Source organism: Pectinatus brassicae (assembly GCF_014201835.1).
Taxonomy (GTDB): Bacteria; Bacillota; Negativicutes; order Selenomonadales; family Selenomonadaceae; genus Pectinatus; species Pectinatus brassicae.
In genome coordinates this window covers 43,981-69,249 of sequence record NZ_JACHFH010000016.1, presented here as the reverse complement: position 1 = coordinate 69,249, position 25,269 = coordinate 43,981, and the positions used below count along the sequence as shown (strand labels likewise).

Below are 25,269 nucleotides of genomic sequence, written 5' to 3'. Positions count from 1 at the left end.
ATTTGATTTACAAAATATTGATACAGCAAAAAATTATTTATTAGAAGGTACTGTTGCTGCCGAAAATAGTAGTGCACCTGTTATTGGTTCTTTAGTCCGTGGTGCTAAAGTTGCTGAAATTGCAGTGATTCGTGACCAGGGTTCACTGGAAAATACAAACAGTCCTTTGGATTTAGCAATAACTGGTGATGGTTATTTTGCTATTAATACACCACAAGGTGTACGTTATACGCGTGATGGTAATTTTTACCGTTCAGCAGCAGGTCAGTTAGTAACAGCTAATAACCAAGCAGTGCTTAGTACTCAGGGCGGACCGATAAATATACCACCAGATATAGCCAGTATAAGTATTAGAGCCGATGGAACAGTCAACACTGTAGCCAACGGTGCGGCCAATGCTGCTGAGGAAGCAATAGGACAGATTCAAATAGCCGGTTTTGCTGACAGAGGAGCTTTGATAAAAGAAGGCGATAATTTATATCGTCCACAGCAAGGTGCTCAGCCAGGAACAGCCACAGGTTCTATTCAGCAGGGGTGGCTGGAAAAATCAAATGTTAATGTAGCCAAGGAAATGGTTAATTTAATAAATAATTATCGCACCTACGAAGCAGATTCTAAGGCACTTACTACGCAGGATTCGTTGCTGGATAAAGCCGTAAATGAAGTGGGTCGAGTATCGTAATAGTGAATAAAATGTAAGCTTGAGAGGAGTTTATCATTATGATGAGAGCGCTTTGGACTGCTGCCACTGGTATGACTACGCAACAGCAAAATATGGATGTAATTTCTAATAATTTGGCAAATGTAAATACAACAGGTTATAAAAAACAACGGGCTGAGTTTCAGGATTTAATGTACCAAACTCTGCGCCAACCAGGTGCTACAAGTGCACCAGATACAACTTATCCTACGGCTATGCAGGCTGGTCATGGATCAAAATTGTCAGCAACAAATAGAATTTTTACGCAGGGGAGTTATCAGTCAACAGGCAATCCGACTGATATGATGATTGATGGGGATGGATTTTTCCAAGTGACTATGCCTGATGGTACTATTGGCTATACGCGTGATGGTTCGTTTAAACTAGATGAAACACGTCGCTTAGTTACATCAGATGGCTATCCATTGGAACCAGAAATAACCATACCGGAAGATGCACCGTCAGATACAATAACTATTGGTTCTGATGGAACCGTCAGCGCAACACCAGCAGGACAAACAACAGCTGAAGAAGTAGGGCAGATAACAGTGGTTCGTTTTGTTAATCCGGCAGGTCTATCAGCACAAGGGAAAAATATCTTTTATGAAACAAATGCTTCGGGAGCACCAATTGAAAGTACGCCAGGCGAAGATGGATCGGGGACTATTACACAGGGCTATTTAGAGATGTCCAATGTACAGGTAGCCGATGAAATGGTTAATATGATAGTGGCGCAGCGTGCATATGAAACAAATTCCAAAGCAATAACGACATCTGATGCTATGCTGGAAATTGCTAATAATTTAAAACGATAATTAGGATTGTTATGTTTAAAAAATATATAATAGTAACAATTTCATTATTGCTATTTACGGCGAAGGCCTTTGCTGCTGCACCAGCCACTGTTATTATACATGACAAGGGGGTTATATGGGGGAAAGACATATTGCTGGGATCCATTGCTGATATAGGTTGCAGTGATCCGCAACGGTTACAGGAACTCATAAATATAAACTTAGGATTTATAGCAAAACCTGGTGACGAAAAAACTGTAAGTAATTATGTATTGCGCTTAAAATTGCAGTCTTCTAGAGTTGACTTAAGCAATATCACTTGGGCTATACCTGAAAGTGTAGTTGTCAAACGAAAATCTCAGGTAGTTTTAGCAGCAGATATATTAACAGCAGCCGAAGCAAAAATGAAAAATGAATTAATAAAAAACCATGAATCCAGAAAATGGACGTTGGAAGAGACTAATACGCCTGCTGATGTAGTGGTATCGCCGGGAAACTTGGAATTGACAGCTGAGTTGCCTTACGGCCTAAAATACACTGTGCCTACGCCAGTCTATGTAAACATCAATGTTAAAGGCGAAACTGTTGAAAAAATAATATGCCGTATACAATTACATACTTTTGCTGATGTTGTTGTCGCAGCCAAATTTATACCGGCTAATCATGTGCTGGTAGGTAGCGATGTAACCATTGAACAAAAAGAAATAAACCCTACACGTGAAAGTTATCTTACGGTAATCGATAATGCAGTAGGGAAGATTTTGCGTCATCCAGTTAAAATCGGCGATATTATAGATAGCACTGCATTGGTAAAGCCGGATATAATAAAACGTGGGATGCCTGTAAACATAGTAGGCAAAGGTAATGGCTTACAGGTTAAGACAATGGGAGTAGCTCTAATGAGCGGCAGTGAAGGTGAAATAATCAGAGTTAGAAATACAAGAACAGGTAATATCGTCAGTGGCAGGGTAGTCGACGATCAAACTGTTCAGATAGATTTAACGGATTAATCGTAGGTGAGATAATGAAAGTAAAGCATATTTTAGTAATTACAAGTTTGTTTTTTGTTGTATTTATTTGTAATCAACCGGTGAGTCAGGCACAGTCACTATGGTCAAATTCAGAAAGTGGAAGAGCTATAAATTTATTTGCCGATAGAAGAGCGCATGATATTGGCGATATTGTTACTATAAAAATAGATGAATCATCATCTACAAGTACAACAAAAGCGATGAGTAACGGTAAAAGTGGCAGTAATTCTCTTGGGGCTGGTGTGGGAATATTTCATTTTTTGGCAGCTGCCAGTGCTAATCAGTCTGATACTTTTACAGCTAATGGTTCGGCTAAAGATACTAATTCAGTAAGTGGAACAATAACGGTAACAGTGATTGATATGCAGCCAAATGGCAATATGATAGTACAAGGTACGCAGTCTATTTGGCAAAATAAAAATGAACATCGCATAACTTTTCGTGGAATAATCAGACCAGATGATATTGCTAATGATAATACGATATCATCTAACTTAGTAGCTGATGCTACCTTGACATTTGACGGTAAAGGGCCACTTAATGCAAAACAAAGACAGGGTATTTTAACACAGATATTAAATGTACTCTTCTAGAATTTATAAAGAGGGAACAATATGTTGTATAATAAAGGGAAAATTATATTTTCAATAGCAGCTTTTTTAGTGACGCTAATTACTCATAATATTATTTTTGCTGCTGATATATCGTCGGCGCGTATAAAGGATATTGCTAAAGTAGAAGGGGTACGTTCTAATCAGTTGGTTGGCTATGGTTTGATGGTAGGTCTTCAGGGCAGTGGTGATAGCAATAAGACATTGGAAACTTTGACTTCGGTAGCTAATATGCTGAAAAACTTTGGTGTAGCAATTAATTCAGCGTCATTAAAAACCAAAAATGTGGCAGCTGTAATGGTAACGGCGACATTACCACCGTTTGCCCATGCCGGAGATAATATTGATTTTACAGCCTCTTCAATGGGAGATGCCAAGAGCTTAGCGGGCGGGGTACTTTTACAGACTCCATTAAAAGCTGGTAATGGACAGGTATATGCAGTGGCTCAGGGGCCTATTGCCACTGGGGGATATTCTACTGCCGGCCGCAGTAAAAATATCACTACCGTTGGTACAGCTGCTGGTGGTGCCATAGTAGAAAAAAGCGTTGAGGATAGTTTAGGACAAAATGGCAGCATTTCCTTATCGATTAATAATGCGGATTTTTCAACTTCCGCCAGAGTGGCTAATGCAATAAATGCCCGCTACGGAAATGTGGCTTCAGCGGTAAATCCAGGTCGAGTGCAAGTCATGATACCAATGAATTATCGCAATAATCTAGTAGGGTTTGTTGCTAATATTGAAAATCTGTCGGTAATGCCTGATAGTATTGCCAAGGTTGTGGTAAATGAACGTACAGGAACTATTGTAATGGGTGGAAATATTACTGTAGATAAGGTGGCTATAGCCCAAGGTGGACTTAGCGTGAGCATTGATAAGACAACTAATGTTTCTCAGCCAGCACCATTTAGTATGGGTAGCACAATTGTGACTAAGAATCAATCTACCAATGTGACTGCCGAAAAAGCCAATACTGTTGTTTTAAATGCAACAGCCAATGTAAATGATGTTGTAGGGGCACTTAATGCTGTAGGAGCAACGCCACGTGATATAATAGCTATTTTACAGGCAATGAAGGCAGCAGGTGCACTGCATGCAGAGTTAGAAGTTATTTAAAAGAGGGAATTAGCAATGGAAGGAATAAATCCGATAATGGCTTCGCCAGCAGTGGAACAGGCAAAGCAGGCCCAGTTAAATGAGTTCGCTAAAACGGCAGGAAACCTAAAAAAAGTCACAAAAACATCAGCAATAGAGAAAAATGATGCAAAATTAAAAGAGGCCTGTGAGCAATTTGAAGCGTTGTTTTTAGATTTAATGTATAAAGAAATGCGTAAGACAGTACCAAAGGATTCATTGTTTGGTGATTCTAATGCAGATAATATTTTGCGCTCAATGCAGGAGACGGAAATGACAAAAAATCTTGCTCATGCTGGCGGTGTAGGTTTGGCTGATATGCTTTATCGTCAAATAGGCAAGCAAAATGTTAAACAACCAGCAGCAGTTGCTGCCAAAAGATATAAATAAAATCTTATAAACAAAATAAGATAAAAAACATAAAACTGCTGCAGGAAAATATTTTAGCTGTATATGAATATTTTCTTTGCAGCAGTTTTTAAGTAATTTTAGGAGATAAAATAATTGAAGAGAACACATAAAATATTTATATTTTTGCTGATGCTGCTACTGTATTGCGAAACGAGTGCATTGGCGGCAAATCGCCCTATAACACTTACTCAGCTGCGGTCAAGTACATCAGCGGAAAATACACGAATTGTTTTTCAATTTGACAAACTGCCGGCATATGATATTGCTGTCCAAAATGATGGACAACAAATAATAGTTGATTTTTCTGGTGTAAATGCCGCGGCAGTAAACAAAAATATTAATATAGATAAAGATACAATAAGCGATTTTAAGTTAGAAAATACGCAGGCAGGCTGTCGGGCAACAATAAATTTAGTGCAAAAATTGCCATATGTGGTCAACGTGCTGCAAAATCCTGACAGAGTATTTATTGATATAAAAAAATATTATCAGTATATGCAGACCAGTAAAGTAGATGATGGTATAGAATATACGACATATTATCAAAATAATGAAGCCGGCAAATTGAGGGCATATATATTAGATATTGATCCTAATAAATATAATTTCGTACCAGTATTAGGTGGTGGTCGTCAACTAGGGAAAAATACAGTACTGAATATGAATAATTATTACGGAGCAGTAGCAACTGTAAATGCATCATACTTTGGCAAAAGTAAAGAGGTTTATGGTCTTACTAAAATCGATGGAATTATAGCGAGTACTACATATTTGCCACGTACTGCTTTTGGTATAGATAATTCAGGTAAACCAATGATTGATACAGTTAATTATGAAGGCAGTATTCATACTAAATTGGGAGATTTTCCGCTCAATGGGGTTAACTGTGACAGAGAAGCTAATACAATAATTGAATATAATTCATTTTATGGAAGCAGCACTCAGACTAATGAATATGGCATAGAGTATGTTGTTGAAAATAATAAAATTGTAGCTATTAATACCAATGATACAAGGCTTAAAGAAAATCAAACGGTTATTTCTGCCCATGGTACAATGAAGGATGCGTTGCAGGATTTAAAAGTTGGGGATGAAATGATAATAAATGATAATGTTGGCAGTGATAGATGGAACAAAGCGTTACAAATAATTGGTGTAGGACCACGTCTTATAAAAGATGGTCAAACTGATATAACATCAACTGAAGAACAAATTGGCCCGGATGTTTATGGAGGACAATCACCTCGAACAGCATTAGGGATAAAAAAGGATGGACATATATTGCTAGTTGTTGCTGATGGAAGACAAGATGACAGTGATGGTTTAACCTTAAAGCAATTGAGTGGATTACTACTGGAAATGGGAGCTCAGGATGCTATTAATTTTGATGGCGGTGGTTCGTCGGAGATGGTACTTGATGATAAAATAGTGAATTCGCCATCTGATGGAAGGCAAAGACCGGTAGGGGTTGGTTTATCAGTCTTAAAAAAATAAATTCCTTGCTATTGTGATTAGCTAATGTATAATTAAATATATAATTATTAACTCATTTGGAAGGAAGTGCTTAAAATGAGAAAGAACATATATTGGATAGTATTGCTGTGTATGATGATGGTTATAGGAATTTATCAACAGGCATCGGCTCAATCGGTGATAAATGAAAAGACAATTTTATCAGGAAAAGTATCATGGACTATTCAGCCGGGAATAATGGTTAAACAGGGCAGTGCGTTGGTAAATATAGCAACACTTACTGGTGAAATTACAGCTTGTCGGGCTTCGGCAGACGGCATTGTACAGGAAGTTTTGGTTCATCCTGGTGATAATATAGGAAATGGCCAAATTGTAGTAAAAATTATTAGAGAATAAGGCACAAATTGAGGTGAAAATTTGCGGAAGATAATAGAACAATTTACTAAAATAATATTTTTTCTAATGGTATTCGTACCAACGACAGTTTTTGCTATGCCTCCTATTATGACAACAGCGCAGCTTCATGCTGGTATGATAGGGACGGCCAAAACTGTTGTCCAAGGAGATAAAATAGAAAGCTTCAATGTGGAAATAATAGGAGTCGAAGACAATGGCGGTGGTGCACCCAAGCAAATTATGGCCAGAGCATATGGCCATATGATGAATGATACAAATGGGGTAATTCATGGTATGAGCGGCAGCCCTGTTTATGTTGATGGTTATTTAATTGGTGCTGTGGCCAGAGGTATTGGCAGTGATACCAACCCGCATATATTTTTTATAACGCCGATTGAAGATATGATGAAACTTTGGAATTTTCCTGATGAAAAAAACAAGGGTAAAATCAATCAAGTAAAAATTAATACCAACAGTCATGAGCAACAGCTGGCTGAAGATGAAAAACATCTGGAAACAATATTAAAAAAAGTGGGCTCTAATGACAAAAAAAATGTAAATAGTAAAACCAGTTCAACTGTAAATACTGATAATTCTTCACAGGTAGTGCTTTCCAAATCAGCAAAAACAGATACGGCAAAAGTGACATTTGTCGATACAGCCAACTGGGAGAAAAAATATGGTGCAGAGGCAGATTCCTTAGATAAACCTAAAAATCCAATATCATTATATGTAAGTGGTTTTTCTGATACGGCACGAGAGTTTTTGAGTGAAAAATTAGAGCCATTTAATATGCAGCCATATTCTTTGAATTTAATGACAAATGGCGGCGAGCAGGATAGTTTGGTAAAATCAGATTATACGCTCAATGCGGGCAGCTCAGTGGGAGTTGCTATTGCTTATGGTGATTTTTCTGTCGGAGCAGTTGGAACGGTGACAGCTATAGATAATAATAAAATATTAGCTTTTGGTCATCCGTTTACATATCGCGGCAATGTAAATTATTTTATGACCGATGCTGATATTGTAGGAACAGCCAGTGGTGTAGTAAATGGACAAAAAGTGTCATCGATGGGGCATATAATCGGACGCATCAATCAGGATAGGTATTCTGGTGTAAGCGGTATCCTTGGGCAATATCCACAGGTAGTACCAGTAAAAGTTACTGTCGATGATAAAAATTTGAATAGGCATATGGTATATGGTTCAAGTATTGCTTATGATGAAGAATTACTGCCTAATTTAGCAGCAAGTATATCTTACGCGGCATTAGACAGAACTATCGATAGTTTAAGTGCTGGAACAGCAAATATTAAATTTAAAATAATGACTAATGCTGTTTCCAGCGGCGAAATTGATAGAAGTAATATGTATTATAATAGTGCTAATGTTGGGCAATTCACAGTTAGTGAATTAGGTCAGCTTTTATCAATAATTTGCAGTGATGAACATAAAAATTATGATATTACTGGTATTAGTGTAGATATGTCTTTTGATAATGAAAGAAAAACAGCATCAATATTAAATGTTATCCCAGATAAATTGATTGTGCATCCTGGCGAAGTAGTTAATTTGAAAATTATTTTACAACCGTATCGTGCAGCTAAAGAACAACTTTTAGTACCTTATACTGTGCCTAAGCAGCAAACAGGTGATCTTGTATTAGAAATAAGAGGCGGTGGATTAGTTCCGGTAGCAGCACTAGCTATGAAGGGGATAGATTTAAGCCCGGAAGAAGATAAAAGTGTAACAGCAGAAACTAAGATACAGGATTTTTTACAAACAGATAAAAATAATGAGATAATCATCGATAGGGCTGTTAAACAGATTACTAATGATGCAGAACAAAAAAAAGCTGTAGAAAATGCGATAAAAATGCAGAATAAAATGGAACAAAATGGACAGATGAATTCTGCAAGTGCAGTCGCACCAAAGCAAAAAATTTCTACTAAATATATTATTGATAATGTTGTTAGAATAAAGCTTAAAGTAAAAGATTAATAGTAATTATATAAAAAAATAGTAAATTAGTATTTACTATTTTTTTTTTTATTGTTAAAATCATTTAATAGGATATAATGAAATAGACCACAATAAAGGATGGTGGTTAAGATGGCAATAATCGGTTCATTTATTTTAAAGAGATTAGCAATATGGGGAGGTTTTATATTATTACTGCTGGATACATTAAAGCAGTGTCGACAGATGCCTCGCCTGCGGCATGTTTTAAGACAAATGGCACATTTGGGCGTTGATACACTGCCTATAGTTGCATTGACAATGCTGTTTACGGGAATGGTTTTGACTTTGCAGACGGCTGCAGAATTTATCCGCTTTGGGGCACAATCAACAATTGGCGGAGTGGTAACAATTGCTGTAGGACGGGAATTAGGTCCAGTCTTAACAGGAGTAGTAGCTGCTGGACGGGTAGGAGCAGCAATAACAGCTGAAATAAGTACGATGAAGGTGACGGAACAGATAGATGCGCTAAAGGTTATGGCAACAAATCCAATTGGTTATTTAGTAGTTCCCCGGCTACTGGCCTGTATGATAATGCTGCCGTTATTGGTGGTGTTCGGTGATATAATTGGTTCGTTTGGCGGCTGGATCATTGCTAATTATTATGATATTTCATCATTTATGTATATGCGTTCCATTGATGTTTTTGTAATTTCACATGATTTTACTGGTGGATTAATAAAAGCAGTATTCTTTGGCATAATAATAGCGATAATTGGCTGTTATTATGGCCTGTATGCTGAAAATGGCGCAGAAGGTGTCGGCAAGGCAACGACAAAATCGGTAGTTAATGCGATAATAGCAATATTTTTCTTTAATTGTTTTTTATCAATGATTCTATATCGTTGAGGAGTATCTATGATAGATTTAATAAATGTCAATAAATCTTATAATGAATTTGCTGTATTAAAAAATATAAATTTATCGGTAAAAAAAGGGGAAACACTGGCTATTATAGGAGCAAGCGGGTCAGGGAAAAGTACTTTATTAAAATTGATGATTGGTTTGCAGCGTCCCACCAGTGGTGAAATTTGGATAAAACAGCAGGAAATATCTAAACTTGATGAAATGCAGCTGGATAAAATTCGCTTGACAATGGGAATGGTATTTCAATATTCAGCCTTATTTGATTCGATGACTGTGGCTGAAAATATCGGTTTTGGTTTAACTGAGCACAGTGATTTAAGTACAGCCGAAATAGATAAAATCGTTGATGAAAAGTTAGCATTAGTAGGTTTGGAAAAATTCAAGGAATATATGCCAAATGAATTATCAGGAGGAATGAAGAAAAGAGTCAGCTTAGCCCGCGCAATTGCTTTTGAGCCGGAAATAATATTATATGATGAGCCAAGCTCTGGTTTAGATCCGATAATGGCAGGTAAAATAGATAAATTGATAAAATATACGCAGCAGCAGATGGGCGTTACATCAGTAGTGGTAACTCATGATATGGATAGTGCTTATTATATAGCAGATAGAATAGCAATGATATATAATGGAGAGATAATAGCACTAGGTAATGCACAAATAATTAAAAATTCAGATGATGAGCGGGTACAGGAATTTATAAGTGGTGGGCGAATTATAAGATAGTAAATACTTATATGAGGTATGTATAGGCAGGGAGGCGATAATATGACAATAGAAGCTAAGGTGGGATTATTTACCGTAACAGCATTAGCATTAGCTTTGGCCATTGTAATGCATCTTAGCCATTTTAGTTTTGGTGAGCCGCCTAATTATAAAATTACAGCATCATTTAAATATGTGGATGGATTAAAACCAGGCGCGCTAGTAAGATATGCTGGAGTAGAGGTAGGTAATGTCAGAACAGTTACGACTGATAGTACAGGTGCAAAAGTTGTTTTGCAGATAAAAAATGAGGCTAAAATACCACAAAATGCTATTGTTACAATATCCAGTGACGGCTTAATGGGCGAAAAATTTGTTAATATATACGCTGCTGAAAAAAAGGCGGCATTGTATTTAAAAAATAATGATGTGGTAAAAGGAACTGAGGCCCATAATATTGAAACATTGATGACAGCTGCATCAGCTACTATGGAGAAGGTTGATAAGTTGGTAACAGCTATGAATAAAATTATAGCTAATCCAGCTGTGCAGGATTCTATAATAAATTCAGCATCAAATTTAAAAAAGATAACTGATAATATGAATGAAGCGACTGCTGTGATAGCACGCTTAAGCATTGCTAATGAGGGAAATATTAATGGCATGGTTAGAAATATGACAGCCATAACCGCAAATATGCAGCAGACCACCGGACAAATTGAAAAAATGATGAATCAGTTAAATGGTGATGGGCAAATGGCTGAGAATATGCGCGGAGCAATTGCTAATTTATCAGCAACTAGTGCCAGAATAGACAAAATGGCAGCAAACTTAGAGCCGGTAATAGCTGATCCTGATACTGCTGCAGAATTAAAATCAATGATTCATAATGCCAGCGATGTATCAAAACGTGCTAATAAGATGATGACTAAAATAAATTCGATACATACTAAAGTTGGTGCCGATTTTCTTTATAATGGCAAAGAATCGGATATGATGTTTAATGCTGATTTAAAGCTATATAATGATTCTGGTAATTTTTTGTTACTAGGTGGTGACGATATTGGCGGTGATAATCCGGCCACTAATTTGCAATTAGGCGCAGGCAATGATTTTTTTTCTGGACGCGTTGGTTTGGTAGACAATAATCCAGGAATAGGACTAGATACTTATTTAGGATTATGGAAGTTTTCTGTTGATGCCTATGATGATGATAAGGTAAAATTAAAATTGCGCAGCCAGTATAAATTATCACCTGACTATTATTTGGTAGGACAGGTAAATAATTTGAATGATAGTGCCAAAAGATTAACATATTTTGGTTTGCGCAAAGAATTTTAATAAATATATTTTAGGAGGAAAATATCTTGAAAAGAAATAAAAATAGATGGATTAAAAATTTAACAGCATTAGTATTAGGTGGTATTATGACAGTATCACTGAATACCACTGTATTTGCACGACAAATGTCTTTATCAGAAAGTATTAATGAAGCATTAGCTAATAACCATACAATAAAAGAACAGGAAGCAAGTTTAATTAGCGCTAGAGCAGTGTTGGGGGAAGCGCGCGGCAATGAGGGATTAACTTTAACATGGGAAGGAACTGCCTATAAGGCTGATGGTCATTCATATCACGATAGTGGTATAAATCGTCTTTATGGCAATACCATAAAAGCAACTGTTCCCATATATACAGGCGGCAAACTGGAAAATAATAAAAAAAGTGCCAGCTTAGGTGTAGAAATTGCCCAATATAATTTAGACAATGAAAAACAAACTATACAATACCAGACAATTGAAGATTATTATGCAATACTAAATTATATAAATATCAAAAAAGTGGATGAAACTGCAGTAAAACAATATAGTGAACATGAAAAAGTGGCAGAGGCTAAGTATAATGCTGGTGTAGTAGCTAAGACAGACTTATTGACGGCACAGGTTAATTTAGCCAATGCCAAACAGGCACTTGTTACAGCGGAAAATAATGTGCAGGTGGCCATTACCACTTTTAATACTTTAATCGGACAGGATATATTAACAGATGTAGAACCAGCTGATAATTACTTGACCGATACTAATTATTCCAAGACGCTGCAGGAATGTATGGATACTGCCGTACAAAACAGACCAGATTTATTGGCGGCGCAAAGAACTGTAGAACAGGAACAAAAAGCTATAGCGGCAGCAAAAGCAGGTTATTTACCGCAGGTTGATTTTGTAGCGCAGAAATACATTTCAGGGAATAATGTTTTTGATAATGATCAATATGATCAATCAATAATTGGCATATTGGCCGACTGGACTATTTTTGACAGTGCTGTTACCCATTCTCAGGTGAAACAGGCAGAAGCAGCATATATGAAAGCACAGCATACGGAATTAGCGCTGAAGGATACGGTTTTATCAGATGTAAGACAGGCTTATTTATCGATGGAAGCTGCTCGTAAAAATATTGAAACAACAAAAATAGCAGTAGTTCAGGCGGAAGAAGATAATCGTATTGCGGTGCTTCGTTATCAGGCAGGTGTAGGCACCAATAGTGATAGATTAGATGCGATTTCCAATTATGCTACAGCACAGACAAATTATAATGAAGCGCTTTATACATATACGACAAGCCGTGCTTCATTAGAAAAAGCAATGGGTATGCCAATAATGCAGAATAATAGTGCAGTCGACGACACTAAAGATAGTAAATAATAAAATAATTAGCTAAGAATAACAATTAAAACTTACAGGTATACCTGAGAAGATTATTCTTGATTAAATTATGCTGGTACAAAATAAATATTAATATATTAATCAAGATAATTAATTGTTGGAGGGAATAAAGAGTATGAAGCCGTGGAAAAAAATTGTGATAATTGCAGCAACACTTATCGGAATATTATTTGCGGCTTCTTTTTTTTATGTCAGCTATTCAGCTGATTTTATGAAGACAGCCGCTCAAAATATTGAAAAGATAATTGATAAAAAGATACAGACTAAGGTGAAAATAGATGCGGTGCAAATAAATTCACTTACAAGTGTAAAGGCATCAGGAATAACGGTATATGACAAAAATGAAAAAATACTGGCTCAAGCACAGGACGTTATTGTAGATTTTAGTCCATTAGCAATAATCAAAAATACTGATATCATTAGCGGCATAACAACAATCGCTGTTGATAATCCAATTGCTAACATTGAAAAAAGACCTGATGGTACATGGAATTACAACGATATATTAAGTAATACAAGTGAAAGTAATAATTTTACGGGAAATATAGATTTACATAATGGCACGGCCAATGTTAGCGTCCAAAACAAGCAAATGAAATTTGCCAAAATAAATGGTAAAATAGCTATGAAAAATCCACAGCAGCCTGTTATAAAAGCTACTTTATATCAGGATAAAGATGTGTTCGATATAAGTGGTATAATTGGTGATAAATTTAATACGGTGACGATTAAGTCACCACAGGTGAATATAGATAAATATTTGCCGTTTATTCCCCCAAATATATTGCCAGCTGAGTTGCAGCTGATAAAAGGCAGCATAAAAGATATGAACTTAAAAATAGCGCTGCCCCTAAATAAAACCCCAATAATAAGTGGACAAATGACCTTGGAAAATGGGGCATGTAGTTATCAGGCAATACAAGTAAAAAATATAAATGGTTTATTTATATTTAAGGATGATTATTTAACGGCATTTGCTAATGCGAGAGTGCAGGGACAGCTGCTGAAAATGCATGGCAAAATAACGCTTACAGATAATCCCGAATTATCTGTAGTGGCAGAATCTGATAAATTTAATCCCAAAACTATTTTAAAAAACATACCATTTACTGGCGATGTCGCATTTACTGCTGATATTACTGGAAAGTTGTCTGCACCAAAAGTTAAAGCATATTTATCAGCAAAACAAGCAGACGCTTATGGTTTTTCTATTGCAGATGCCAAAGTAGAGGGAAGCTTTGCTGACGACACTATCTATATAGATAGGGCATCAGCTAATATAGCTGCAGGACAGATCGAAGCTAAAGGGATCTTTCATGTAAAAAACCAAAGCTATGAAGCAACAGCTGATTTTAAAAATTTACAGTGCAGTGAATTTAAGCAGTTTCTGCCAGGAATTTCAGGTTTATTGTCGGGAAATATAACGGCAACGGGAGATATAGAACATGTTGATGACGTTAAATTTTATGCGGCAGTAAAATTAAAAAATGCCTTATATAAAAATATTCTAATAAATAATGCTGATGCGGCAATAGCTAAGGATGGGCAGAATATAAAAATTGCGGCTTTAACGGCTGATATGGGACAGGGTGGCAAGATTGATGCTGCTGGAAATATTAATAACAATAATTTAAATATTGAAGTATCAGGTACTAAAATAAATTTACAAACTTTTGAAAAATATGCCCAAGTACCTATGACTGGTGAAGCAGGTTTTCATGGTTTTGTTACAGGTGATATCAATAATCCGCATTTACAGCTGCAGTTGGGGGCAAATGATGGTACGATAATGGCGCAGCCATATCATTTGCTATTGTTAGCAGCCGATGGAACGATTGACAATATAAAAATTAATAAATTTGAAATAAAAAACAGTCGTAATGAAACGGTACATACCGCATCAGGCTCTGTAGGTCTTACTGGCAGAAGGAGCATCAATTTAGTAGTTGATACCAAAAATGCCCGTATGGAAAATATTGCTGCCGCATTTATGCCCGGACACTTAATCACAGGTGCTGTTGATAATAAATTAATATTGACAGGAACACTTGATAATATTCAGGCAAATGGTCACATATTTTTTCACGAAGGTAATTTTCAGGGAATATTACTGACTAATGCTCAAGGGGATTATGCTTATAAAGACAGGAAAATAATCCTGCATGATTTTTCCATAAAAACTCCTTTTGCTACAGCCTTGATAAGTGGTGCGGTAAATAATAATGACAGGCTTGATTTTTTGGTAAAAATTAAAAATATTGATATTGCTAAGCTGCCAATTGATTTTCCTTATCCGGTAAGTGGCAGTGCTGATTTTGATGGCAGGCTCACTGGAACGGTTAGTAACCCGATATTTACAAGCACTATTGCCAGCAAACAAGTTGTTTTTAATAATGTACAGCTTAATAATATTGCAGGAAATTTTGACTATCAAAATGGAGTGGCAAATCTTTCTCAAATACAATGTGAGCAGGGAACGGGTAAAATTTTATTAAATGGTAAATTAAATTTATTGCAGCAAAGTCTGCAAGGAAATTTAAATGCTGTAGATTTAGATGTTAAGGCTTTGACAGCAATAGCAAATTTAAATAATAATTATATAACGGGGAAATTTAATGGAAAGGTTGATTTAACCGGGAGTTTATCTAATCCGGCAATCCATTTTAATGGTAGTGTACAAGATGGTTATGTAAAAAATCACCCGCTGCAGCAAATGACTATTGATATTTCGTATATTAATAATATTTTAAAGGTTAATAATTTTTATGGGCAGCAGGATAATGCTAAAATAGCTGCACAGGGGTCATGGGATACAAAAGGAAAAGTTGATTTAGTAATTTCGGCCCAAGGTGTTGATGCCGATGTTGTAGCCGATGTACTCAATTATGATATTGCCACAAAAGGAACACTGGACATATATTCCCAAATAACGGGAACAGCCAAAAATCCGCAGGCTAATATTTCTTTTGAAATAGATGGTGGTGGTATAGGAACAGCAACTTTTGATAGAATGACAGGTCTGTTAAATTTAAAAGATGATAGTATAAATGTTGAGCAAATATTGGTAAATAAAGGTGAATATAAAGCTTCTGCTACAGGAAAAATTCCTTTAATTGCCTTAAAAGCTAAACCTTGGGAAATGTTAACGCGCTATGATCAAATAGATTTAAAAATGTCGTTGGATAATGCTGACTTAAGTATTCTACCGTTTTTGAGTAAGCAGATAGCTTGGGCTAATGGCCCGTTGCAGGGGAATGTTCAGATAACGGGAACTTTGGCGCATCCATTGTTTAATGGTTTTATAAAATTGAATAATGGTGTAGTAAAGCTAAAAGAATTAAAAGCGCCCATTGAAAATATGCAGGCAGATATTGTTTTTAATCAGGAAAAAATGCAGATTAATCAGTTCTCTGGTAATATTGGCAGGGGGACTTATAATTTAAATGGTGACACACTGATAACTGGTGGTGGCCTAAGAAAATATAATTTTATTTTATCAATGGATAAATTAGATATTTACAGCCCATTTTATAAAGGTCCGCTGACTGCTGACTTTAAGTTGACAGAAGATAAGTTATTTGGTAAAGTGTTGCCTAAATTGACCGGTAATTTGCCAATACAAAATGCAGAGATTTCATTGCCGACAATACCCGATAATAATATGTCAATGCTGCCAGATATGATACTTGATGTGGGAATAAATGTGGGGAAAAAAGTTCTTTTTGCCAGCTCAGGTCTTTACAATATGGATATTGCGGGAGATGTCCATTTTGGCGGGACAACCAGGTTTGTTTTACCATCGGGACAAATTACAGCTGAGCGGGGAACAATCAGTTATTTAAAGACAATTTTTAAAATACGCGAGGGAACAGCTGCATTTAACCAGGTAGGGAAATTTTTGCCAAGTATTGTTTTTAAGGCCGATACCACTTTAGCTCAGACTAAGGTTTATCTATCAGTAGAGGGCCCGGTAGATGCAATGGATTTTAATTTACAGTCAGAGCCGGCGATGAGTCAGGAAGAAATAATAAAATTGCTGACGTTTAGAACAGCCTATCGCCAAGGTGATACAGTAGGCAGTAATGATTTGGCTTCGTTAGCCGCTATTGGTTTTCAGATGAATTTTTTCAATGAAATGGAAAATTTTATGCGTGATACATTGAAACTCGATGAATTCAACATTGTCAGGGATAGTATATCCAGCAATAAAAATGACCAGCAGCAAAATAATTATGATGAAGTATATAATATTGAGATAGGAAAAAATATTTCTGATAAAACAATGTTGAAATATACTAACAGCATAAATTATGATGATTATAAATTTGGGATACAGTATGATTTTAATAATAATATCAGCTTATTAAATGAATGGGATAAACGTAATGGCTATCAGGTAACATTAGAGGCGAATTTTAAATTCTAAAGGAGGGGTGATATGGATATTAGAGATTATATGGCTGAGATACAAAAAATAAATTTATTAGAGCCAGAAGAAGAAGCGACATTATGGTACAATTATAAGAAGCATAATGATGATGATGCTCGTTGCCAAATAATAGAATCATATCAGCCCTTAGTTTTTAAATGTATTCGTCCGTTTATTACAGTGGAATTTGTTATGGACTTAGTTCAAGAGGGTATTATTGGCTTGATTGAAGCAGTTGAACGCTATGAACCAGAAAAAAACATCGCTTTTTCCTTATATGCTGTACACCGTATAAAGGGGCGAATTATAAATTGTTTAAAAAAAGAATATAAAGGTGAACAATTTGTTTATAGCGATATTCTGACGGAGGAGCAGGAATTTATTGCATCTGACATTAATGTGTCGGAACAGGCCGAAAAAAACTTTTTAAATAATTATATTCAAAAGGAAATGCTGCGCTTGCCGGATAAGGAGCGGATAGTATTAGATAGTGTTTATCTAAAAGACAGGCCACCACAGGAATTAGCACAGTCTTTGGATATTAGTTTGGCACATGTTTATCGGTTGCAAAAAAAAGCAGTACAGCGTCTACGTGGCATGATGTCTAAATTCATGCATAATTGGCATTGAATAAGAATAACTGTATTAATTCATAGATAATATGCTATAATGAACAAGAAAATTCATTTAAAAGCTGAAAAACCCTGAAATAAAATAATATATCCGCTAAAATGACATGTATAATATAAAATTTTTTATGGATATTATAATTAGGCATATTAGGGGGGGCAGTTTATGGCAAAAGTTGATAATATGATGAAGGAGCATATCACTGCTGCGAAAAAATGGCTAGGTAAAGCCGAAACATCGTTGAATAATCAAAATAATATTCGTGGTGATATCCATCTTATGCTGGCCGAAGCAGAGTTAAAGCGGGCCAAAGAAAAAAACAAACAATCTTTTATATTATCAGTGAAGCAATGGGGGATAATACTGTCACTTAGTATTTGTGTGTTTGCAGCAATAGCTTTTTTTATGCCAGAAAAAAATAACCAAGATAAGAGTATTGCTACTAAACCAGCTTCAGTAGTGTCGGTAAATAAAGCACGTATTGAAGCAGCAGATCCAGCAGCGAGTCAGCAGGCAGTAGCAAAAATAAAAAATACGCTGCCAATTAGGCAAGAAGCTAGGGTTGTGTCTGCAAAAGACAATAATAAGATTATTAGTAAAATAAATAAGCCAGCTGTCTCAGAGAATGAATTAAAAACAAATCCTAGTATACAATCTAATGTTCCATCAAAAGAGATGCAGCAGTTAATGCGTACTGCCAAAAAAACGTTGCAGGAATAAATTTTATTCTTGTATGAGATTAGTTAAGTTGGATAAGACGTTAAAGATTAATAATTATAATAAGACATATATTCTGGAGGTAATTTGTTTGAACAAAAAAAGAGGTCGTTTATTAGCCTGTGCAGTAGCAATGGCGGTAACTAATTTTACTTTATTGGAAATGCCAGTTGTGCATGCACAAACTGATGGAGCGGCATATAATACAGTTGCTGACAGCAAAGCTCCCCAGACAGCAGACAATAATAAAATAATTAAAGATGCACCAGGTGTAAAGCAGGAAATGTCTGATGTGGATAAAGCCAAGAAAGATAATGCGGGTACAAAACGTATTGATGATTGGCAAAAACAGCGCCCAGTGGAAAAAGATTTAGCTGGGACAACAGCACAGTACAATGGTTTGACAGTAGTAAAGGTTGCTGTCACCGGTCTGAAAAACATACCTGAAGCAACGGTGCTGGAGGCTCTTAAAACCAAAGCAGGCGGCGAGTTTTCCGCTGATAATGTAGCAGCTGATCGTCAGGCTATTTACGATACCGGCTTTTTTTATGATAATTTTCCCGCGTATGAAGTTGTACCCGAAGGCATAAAAGTAACATACCATGTTTTAGAAAATCCGATATTGAATAAAGTTAATATAACAGGTAATAAGGAATTTACTGAGGCAAAAATAAAATCATTATTGGCATTAGAAGAGGGAAAGGTAATAAACACCAAAACGGTCAATACTGATATTGCCAATGTAGAAGCTGAATATCGTAAAGAAGGTTATATTTTAGCAAAAGTAAATAATATGTCAATGAATGATGATGGCGTATTGAATATTGACTTTAATGAAGGTATTGTTGAAGGCTATACGGTTAAAGGTAATGATAAAACTAAGGCAAAAGTTATAACCAGAGAAATGCGTATGAAACCGGGTGATGCCTTTAATGCTAAGCTGGCTAAACGCAGTATGCAGCGTATTTATAATTTGGGTTTTTTCCAGGATGTAAATATGAAGTTACTGCCAGGTCAGCAAAATCCTAATAATATTATCATTGAAACAACTGTAGTCGAAAAACGTACGGGTTCATTTGGTATTGGCGCTGGTTATAGCAGCAGTGACGGATTTATTGGGATGGTTAGCCTTAGTGACAGTAATCTGCGTGGAACTGGTGATTCTGCGAAACTTACCTATGAATTTGGCGGCGATAGCAGTGATGACCATGGCTATACATTCAGCTACCGTCATCCTTGGCTTGATTCCAAAGAAACATCATTAGGTCTTCGTCTTTATGACCGTACATATCAATATGATGACTATAATACCCAGGGGCATGAAATCGAAGAATATGACCGCAGTTATAAAGGCGGCGAAATATCATTAGGGCGTCCGGCTAATGAATATACAACTAATTTTGTGACCTTAAAAATTCGTGATGATCAATATGATGGACATGAAAGTGGTTTGGACAGAAGCAATGAACAAGATTGGATTAACAGTAATTTTGGTACTACGCGCAGCATAACGTTGGCTCATGTAGTTGATACACGCGATAATATTTATAATCCTTCAGAGGGTAGTAAATACAGTGCTTCGGTAGAAGCTGCCGGATTAGGCGGTGACTTTTCTTATGATAAGTATATGCTTAGTGCACAGCGTTACTTTAATTTAGGTCATTCACATGTATTGGCATTACGTTTTAACGGCGGTTATTCTGATAGTGATTTGCCGGAATCAGGCCGTTTTGAGATTGGTGGGCAAACTACACTGCGCGGCTATAAGGATGATCAGTTCAAGGGCAATAATATGATAACAGGTTCAGTAGAATATCGTTTCCCAATTGTAAAAAAAGTACAGGGTGCCTTGTTCTTTGATATGGGAGATGCTTGGGAAGGTAAGAGCTGGGCTTGGCAATCCGTTGAAGACAGCTTCACACTTCACCACAGTTATGGTATTGGTTTTCAAATAGAAACACCGGTAGGACCGCTGCGCCTTGACTATGGTATTGGTGAGGATGGTGGACGTACGCATTTTTCAGTAGGCGGAACCTTCTAAACGAATAGTAAAAGGTATTGCTATGAATTTTAATAGAAAAATCTTATTTTTGCCGCTGTGCTTGTTTTTTTTGGGATATTGTCATGTAGCATCGGCGGCAATAATTGCCGATGATGATATAAATATTGTCATCACGGAAACTAATGGGCAGATCCCTCTATTGATAAGGCAGCGAATGCAGACAAGTATAGCCGTTATAGCACAGCAGTTATTGAGCGGTAAGCAATATGAGCAGGTGGCTGCGCAAAAAATTCAATATGAAGATACAATAGAAGAAGTATTTAATAAAATATTGGTTGGCTATACTGTAACTAATGTATCTGTAGAAGCAGGTCAAAATGTAAATATAATTGTTAGACTACTGCCGTGGTCTGATACTATAAATAAAGTAGACGTTACAGTAAAAACCGATGGTGTTTCACCTGAAATTGCAACTTTGGCACTGCAGGATATACAAGGTATCGACAAATTGTTTAAGGATAATTTAAGGGGATTGCCTATTGACGCAGTTGATTGGAGTAATGGCATCTTAAAGCATAATTTAAATGATTTTATGCAAAAAAAATTGCCGGAATTTCGTGCTGATTTTGATATGCAGCCGGGTGAAACAACAAAAGTAGCAGTGACTATTTACCCACGTATGCCGGTTGTCAGGACAGTGGACTTAAGGATGCGCTCAAATTCTATGCCTAATGTCTATTTATTACAGGAACGGCTGTATTTACAGAGTCAGACGGATATTTTATTAGGGGTTCCTGTGGAATTTGTGGAACGTCATCAGGATTATTTTGCCAGGAAGTTAGCTGCAGATCTTGATGCCAATAAAGCATTTTCACTATTTAACATGCATACTAAAGTGAATTTTGCCGTTGGTGAAAAAACACAAATCACAACTTATTCAGACACTAAGGATTATAATATAAATATTCAGGGCTGGAGCGACTTTGGTCGCGATGATGATAAGGCCAATAATGTTTATCGGCTGCATCTGGGGAAAATATTTAAGACAAAGCATGAATTATTCACGCAATTGTTTTTTCTGCCTCAGGAAACTGAGGCTGATTGGGCAGCGGGCTATTATTATCATTTTAATGATAAATGGCGTTTAGGTGGTCGGTATTTTTTTGATGATGATATATGGTCTGTTGATGCTAAAGATGTTTTTGATGACAGGTGGCTGGGCAGATTCAGCTATATGCCGGAAAATAATAATTGGGAAGCGGCTATTCGTTATAAGGTACATGATTTTATAAGCCTGGAATATGTTCTCGATCAGGATGATGGCAGAAGAAATCGCTGGATACGTCTTATTGGTAATTTCTAGTATGTTACTTGAATAAAAAAAAACAGTTTGTTATAATGTTTTTAATTCTAAAAATAAAAGTTTCATTAAGGGAGTATATAAATGATTAATTTTCAAAAAAAGCAAATAAAAATTATAAGTTTTGTTATTGCAGCTGTATTTGTTCTAAGTATTGCTGCCATTGGAATATCGCAGTATGATTCGGGCATAGCTTCAGCAGCATCTTCTTCTAATGTTGGTGTTGTTGATTATCAACAGCTTGTATCAAGTTCGCCGCAATTAGCACAAGCTCGTACACAAATGCAGGCCGAACAGAAAAAAGTAGAAGAAGATTTTAAAACTAAGACAGCTAATATGAGTGATAAAGAAAAAAGTGATTATGCCTTAAAAATCAGAGACGAAATGGTAAAAAAACAAAAAGAATTATTAGCGCCGATTATTGAAACAGTTAAGGCTAATATTCAAACTGTAGCTGATGCTAAAGGCTTGACTGTAGTATTAGATAAAAACAGTGTTATCTATGGTGGACAGGATATTACGCAGGATGTATTAAGCAAAATGCAAAAAAAATAAGTTAGTCAATAAAAACAGATTTTAATTGGCTAAAAATAAATACCGAGCCTTGGGCTCGGTAATTTTCTGAAGAGGTGAGTCTTACGGCAAAACAGCAGATAAAAAGAAAAAATGTTATATTAGGAACGTTAACAGTTGGAATCGCGGTAATAGCATTATTTTTTGTAATAAGGCATTTTTATAAATCGGATGCTGCTGTTAAAACTACCACTAAGACAAATACCGTAGGGATTGTAAAATTGGCAGATGTTATAAAAAATCATCCGCGTTATAATGATATACGTAAATTAGAAGGCGAACGCAGCCAGATAGCAGCTCAGATGTCTTCAATATCACATGCAGCGATGCTCGAGGGGAAAATTAGAAATGACTCGTTTGCTAATTTTACTCAGCAAAAGGCCCAAATGCGTGTGGATATAAGCAATAAGATATTGCAAAATAAGATGATTGATAAAGAAAAACAATTACGTGAGCAATTGGCTCCGCAAAAAGCAGCGGATTTTGAAAAAATCAGCAGTAAATATCAAACGCCAATCTTTAATTATACCCTGCAGCTTGACAATGCCAAAAATCTGCGCTTATCACCAACACAGATAGATGAACTCAACAGTAAAATGATGCAGTTAAAAAAGGAACGGGCAGCAGAAATCCATAAAGTTGGCAATGCGTATGAAAATATGATAAAACAGGCGTTGGAAGATTACTATCAGGCACAGCTCAAGGAAATGCAGGCAAAAATAACAGATGCCAATAAAAAAGATGCAATGGCAATGGAAAAGACAGAAGCAGGATTTTCTGAGCAGCAAACGGCAATGTTAAAACAGCAGGATGATAAATTAAAACAGCAAAAACAGGATTTTTTATCATTACAGAAAGAATTAACCGATAAAAATGACGAAATAAAAGCCTTGAAAGAGGCTATATACAGCGATATTCGCAGTAAAGCGGCAATTATTGCCCAAAAAGAACATTTGAGTATAATTTTTGCTGATAGGGCTACAGAAGATTTACTAGATTGGGATTGGAATGAGTATTTAAAAGAGCAGTTAGTTGTCAGTCGTACAACTAAAGATATTACATCAGAGCTTATAACTGAATTAAAGAAATAATATGGAGGGATAGTTTTGAGTCAGAAAGTAAGAAAAATTTTATTGGCAGTATGTATAACAATAGCAGCATGTTTTTTATTAGCAGGGTGTTCCAATAAGGCTAAGATAGGATATATTGATATCGCATTGGTATCAACACAGAGTCCGCAAATCAAAAAAATAAATACTGATTTTGAAAATGAATACAAAACAGTAAATGCACAAATGGAAGAGTTAATAAAAAAACAAGGCAGCATGAAACCAGAGGATTATACGAAAGAAGTACAGCAACTGCAACGTAAGGCTTATGGGATTCAGCAAAAATATAATGCTAAAAGACGTACGTTAATTGATAATGTACTAGCACAGATAAGCAAAGAAAAAGGGTTATCAGCCGTTACAATAAAAAGCAGTGTAGGACTTGATCCGCAGGGAAGTAAAGAGGATGCTGCCAGGGTAGATGGCGCTGTAGTCAATGGTGGAATCGATATAACTGACGAGGTTATAAAAAAATTACAGTAAGAGGAAGTGTTTTTCTTATGGAAAAAACCTTGGGGGAGTTAGCACAACTAATCGGTGGTCGACTGCAGGGGGATGCCAATATTAAAATAGCTGGTGTAGCTAATATTGCGGCAGCAAAGGTAAGTGATATTACTTTTGCTGTGGAACCGCATATAGAGGAAGCAAGAACTTGCCAAGCGGCGGCAGTTATTCTGCCTGAAGGGATAGAAGCATTTGCTAAGCCGGTTATAATTGTTGAAAATCCGCGTGAATCTTTTATAAAATTAGTTGAATTGTTTACGCCGCCGTTGACGATTAAAAGAGAAATTAGTGATAAAGCCAGTATTGGTAATAATGTTATTATTGGCAAAAATGTCGCTATAATGCCATTTGCGGTAGTTGATGATAATGCTGTGATTGGTGATGATGTAATTTTGTATCCGCATACTTATGTTGGACAATATGCTCGGATTGGTAATGAAACCTGTCTTTATTCTAATGTTACGGTGCGGGAATTTTGTGAGGTAGGCAGTAATGTCATAATACATAGTTCAACAGTTATCGGTTCGGATGGTTTTGGGTTTGTTACCAAAAAGGGCAAACATATAAAAGTACCGCAGATTGGCAATGTTGTAGTTGAGAATGATGTTGAAATAGGAGCTAATGCGGCAGTTGATCGAGCTGCTATGGGCACTACCTATATTAGGACAGGTACTAAGATTGATAATCTTGTGCATATTGGGCATAATTGTGATATTGGTGAAAATACATTAATTGTTGCCCAAACAGGAATATCTGGCTCAACTAAGGTCGGACATAATGTGACCTTTGGCGGTCAGGTTGGTACTGTTGGACATATTGAAATTGGCGCCAATTCAGTTTTTGCAGCTCGTTCGGGTATTATAAATAATACGCCGGAAAATGTTTTTTATGCGGGATTTCCTGCCAGACCGCATAGCGAATGGCTGCGCATGACTGCGGCGTCAGCTCATGCTCCGCAAATGCGCAAACAGATAAAAGAAATTACACGCCGGCTCGAAAAAAATAAAAATTAGATTTAAATAAAAAAATAAGTTATAATGGAAAGCGGTCACTTTTCATTATAACTTATTTTTTTATG

At 36.2% G+C, this 25,269-nt stretch carries 22 protein-coding genes; all 22 read left to right on the top strand.

Annotation, left to right across the window (positions count from 1 at the left end; all coding sequences use genetic code 11):
* Nucleotides 1-682, top strand: a 682-nt coding sequence (locus HNR32_RS07470) for a flagellar hook-basal body protein (RefSeq protein WP_183861260.1), incomplete at its 5' end; no start/stop codon positions are given.
* Nucleotides 683-720: 38 nt separating this feature from the next.
* Nucleotides 721-1,515, top strand: a complete 795-nt coding sequence (gene flgG, locus HNR32_RS07465) for a flagellar basal-body rod protein FlgG (protein WP_183861258.1) — start codon at nucleotides 721-723, stop codon at nucleotides 1,513-1,515.
* A gap of 11 nt (nucleotides 1,516-1,526) precedes the next feature.
* Nucleotides 1,527-2,504, top strand: a complete 978-nt coding sequence (gene flgA / locus HNR32_RS07460; protein ID WP_183861256.1) for a flagellar basal body P-ring formation chaperone FlgA — start codon at nucleotides 1,527-1,529, stop codon at nucleotides 2,502-2,504.
* A 14-nt stretch (nucleotides 2,505-2,518) separates the two neighbouring features.
* Nucleotides 2,519-3,118 carry a flagellar basal body L-ring protein FlgH gene (locus HNR32_RS07455; protein WP_183861254.1) on the top strand — a complete coding sequence of 200 codons (600 nt, stop codon included), beginning with the start codon at nucleotides 2,519-2,521 and terminating at the stop codon, nucleotides 3,116-3,118.
* A gap of 21 nt (nucleotides 3,119-3,139) precedes the next feature.
* On the top strand, nucleotides 3,140-4,252 hold the full coding sequence (locus HNR32_RS07450) for a flagellar basal body P-ring protein FlgI (RefSeq protein WP_183861252.1): 1,113 nt from the start codon (nucleotides 3,140-3,142) through the stop codon (nucleotides 4,250-4,252).
* A gap of 15 nt (nucleotides 4,253-4,267) precedes the next feature.
* Entirely contained in the window at nucleotides 4,268-4,660 is a 393-nt protein-coding gene (locus HNR32_RS07445) for a rod-binding protein (RefSeq protein WP_183861250.1), read from the top strand.
* A gap of 114 nt (nucleotides 4,661-4,774) precedes the next feature.
* On the top strand, nucleotides 4,775-6,175 hold the full coding sequence (locus tag HNR32_RS07440; protein WP_183861248.1) for a phosphodiester glycosidase family protein: 1,401 nt from the start codon (nucleotides 4,775-4,777) through the stop codon (nucleotides 6,173-6,175).
* Between the two features lie 75 nt (nucleotides 6,176-6,250).
* A complete protein-coding gene (locus HNR32_RS07435) occupies nucleotides 6,251-6,550 on the top strand; it encodes a biotin/lipoyl-containing protein (RefSeq protein WP_183861246.1) in 300 nt (99 codons plus the stop codon).
* A 21-nt stretch (nucleotides 6,551-6,571) separates the two neighbouring features.
* On the top strand, nucleotides 6,572-8,551 hold the full coding sequence (locus HNR32_RS07430) for a SpoIVB peptidase S55 domain-containing protein (RefSeq protein WP_183861244.1): 1,980 nt from the start codon (nucleotides 6,572-6,574) through the stop codon (nucleotides 8,549-8,551).
* Nucleotides 8,552-8,662: 111 nt separating this feature from the next.
* Nucleotides 8,663-9,418 carry an MlaE family ABC transporter permease gene (locus HNR32_RS07425; protein ID WP_375782633.1) on the top strand — a complete coding sequence of 252 codons (756 nt, stop codon included), beginning with the start codon at nucleotides 8,663-8,665 and terminating at the stop codon, nucleotides 9,416-9,418.
* Nucleotides 9,419-9,427: 9 nt separating this feature from the next.
* Nucleotides 9,428-10,162: an ABC transporter ATP-binding protein gene (locus HNR32_RS07420; protein WP_183861240.1), complete on the top strand. Its 735-nt coding sequence runs from the start codon at nucleotides 9,428-9,430 to the stop codon at nucleotides 10,160-10,162.
* A 42-nt stretch (nucleotides 10,163-10,204) separates the two neighbouring features.
* Complete coding sequence (locus tag HNR32_RS07415) at nucleotides 10,205-11,482, top strand: MlaD family protein (RefSeq protein ID WP_183861238.1); 1,278 nt, start codon at nucleotides 10,205-10,207, stop codon at nucleotides 11,480-11,482.
* A gap of 26 nt (nucleotides 11,483-11,508) precedes the next feature.
* Nucleotides 11,509-12,846, top strand: a complete 1,338-nt coding sequence (locus HNR32_RS07410) for a TolC family protein (RefSeq protein ID WP_183861236.1) — start codon at nucleotides 11,509-11,511, stop codon at nucleotides 12,844-12,846.
* Nucleotides 12,847-12,982: 136 nt separating this feature from the next.
* On the top strand, nucleotides 12,983-17,293 hold the full coding sequence (locus tag HNR32_RS07405; protein ID WP_183861234.1) for a translocation/assembly module TamB domain-containing protein: 4,311 nt from the start codon (nucleotides 12,983-12,985) through the stop codon (nucleotides 17,291-17,293).
* Nucleotides 17,294-17,305: 12 nt separating this feature from the next.
* On the top strand, nucleotides 17,306-17,926 hold the full coding sequence (locus tag HNR32_RS07400) for a sigma-70 family RNA polymerase sigma factor (protein WP_183861232.1): 621 nt from the start codon (nucleotides 17,306-17,308) through the stop codon (nucleotides 17,924-17,926).
* A 165-nt stretch (nucleotides 17,927-18,091) separates the two neighbouring features.
* Nucleotides 18,092-18,646, top strand: coding sequence for a hypothetical protein (locus HNR32_RS07395; RefSeq protein WP_183861231.1), 555 nt, complete (start codon nucleotides 18,092-18,094; stop codon nucleotides 18,644-18,646).
* Between the two features lie 88 nt (nucleotides 18,647-18,734).
* Nucleotides 18,735-20,684, top strand: coding sequence for a BamA/OMP85 family outer membrane protein (locus tag HNR32_RS07390; protein ID WP_183861229.1), 1,950 nt, complete (start codon nucleotides 18,735-18,737; stop codon nucleotides 20,682-20,684).
* Between the two features lie 22 nt (nucleotides 20,685-20,706).
* Nucleotides 20,707-22,008 (top strand): acylphosphatase, encoded by a 1,302-nt coding sequence (locus HNR32_RS07385; protein WP_183861227.1) that lies wholly within the window; start codon nucleotides 20,707-20,709, stop codon nucleotides 22,006-22,008.
* Nucleotides 22,009-22,089: 81 nt separating this feature from the next.
* On the top strand, nucleotides 22,090-22,560 hold the full coding sequence (locus tag HNR32_RS07380) for an OmpH/Skp family outer membrane protein (protein WP_183861225.1): 471 nt from the start codon (nucleotides 22,090-22,092) through the stop codon (nucleotides 22,558-22,560).
* Between the two features lie 74 nt (nucleotides 22,561-22,634).
* On the top strand, nucleotides 22,635-23,669 hold the full coding sequence (locus HNR32_RS07375; RefSeq protein ID WP_183861223.1) for a hypothetical protein: 1,035 nt from the start codon (nucleotides 22,635-22,637) through the stop codon (nucleotides 23,667-23,669).
* A gap of 15 nt (nucleotides 23,670-23,684) precedes the next feature.
* Nucleotides 23,685-24,170 carry an OmpH/Skp family outer membrane protein gene (locus HNR32_RS07370; RefSeq protein WP_183861220.1) on the top strand — a complete coding sequence of 162 codons (486 nt, stop codon included), beginning with the start codon at nucleotides 23,685-23,687 and terminating at the stop codon, nucleotides 24,168-24,170.
* Nucleotides 24,171-24,187: 17 nt separating this feature from the next.
* Nucleotides 24,188-25,204, top strand: coding sequence for a UDP-3-O-(3-hydroxymyristoyl)glucosamine N-acyltransferase (gene lpxD, locus HNR32_RS07365; protein WP_183861218.1), 1,017 nt, complete (start codon nucleotides 24,188-24,190; stop codon nucleotides 25,202-25,204).
* Nucleotides 25,205-25,269 lie beyond the last annotated feature (65 nt).

What these genes read in the sequence shown, in the direction of transcription:
- HNR32_RS07405 (WP_183861234.1), top strand. Translation starts at nt 12,983, where the DNA reads ATGAAGCCGTGGAAAAAAATTGTGATAATTGCAGCAACACTTATCGGA.
- HNR32_RS07400 (WP_183861232.1), top strand. Translation starts at nt 17,306, where the DNA reads ATGGATATTAGAGATTATATGGCTGAGATACAAAAAATAAATTTATTA.
- HNR32_RS07425 (WP_375782633.1), top strand. Translation starts at nt 8,663, where the DNA reads ATGGCAATAATCGGTTCATTTATTTTAAAGAGATTAGCAATATGGGGA.
- HNR32_RS07420 (WP_183861240.1), top strand. Translation starts at nt 9,428, where the DNA reads ATGATAGATTTAATAAATGTCAATAAATCTTATAATGAATTTGCTGTA.
- lpxD (WP_183861218.1), top strand. Translation starts at nt 24,188, where the DNA reads ATGGAAAAAACCTTGGGGGAGTTAGCACAACTAATCGGTGGTCGACTG.
- HNR32_RS07455 (WP_183861254.1), top strand. Translation starts at nt 2,519, where the DNA reads ATGAAAGTAAAGCATATTTTAGTAATTACAAGTTTGTTTTTTGTTGTA.
- HNR32_RS07450 (WP_183861252.1), top strand. Translation starts at nt 3,140, where the DNA reads ATGTTGTATAATAAAGGGAAAATTATATTTTCAATAGCAGCTTTTTTA.
- HNR32_RS07445 (WP_183861250.1), top strand. Translation starts at nt 4,268, where the DNA reads ATGGAAGGAATAAATCCGATAATGGCTTCGCCAGCAGTGGAACAGGCA.
- flgG (WP_183861258.1), top strand. Translation starts at nt 721, where the DNA reads ATGATGAGAGCGCTTTGGACTGCTGCCACTGGTATGACTACGCAACAG.
- HNR32_RS07415 (WP_183861238.1), top strand. Translation starts at nt 10,205, where the DNA reads ATGACAATAGAAGCTAAGGTGGGATTATTTACCGTAACAGCATTAGCA.
- HNR32_RS07380 (WP_183861225.1), top strand. Translation starts at nt 22,090, where the DNA reads ATGATTAATTTTCAAAAAAAGCAAATAAAAATTATAAGTTTTGTTATT.
- HNR32_RS07435 (WP_183861246.1), top strand. Translation starts at nt 6,251, where the DNA reads ATGAGAAAGAACATATATTGGATAGTATTGCTGTGTATGATGATGGTT.
- HNR32_RS07385 (WP_183861227.1), top strand. Translation starts at nt 20,707, where the DNA reads ATGAATTTTAATAGAAAAATCTTATTTTTGCCGCTGTGCTTGTTTTTT.
- flgA (WP_183861256.1), top strand. Translation starts at nt 1,527, where the DNA reads ATGTTTAAAAAATATATAATAGTAACAATTTCATTATTGCTATTTACG.
- HNR32_RS07395 (WP_183861231.1), top strand. Translation starts at nt 18,092, where the DNA reads ATGGCAAAAGTTGATAATATGATGAAGGAGCATATCACTGCTGCGAAA.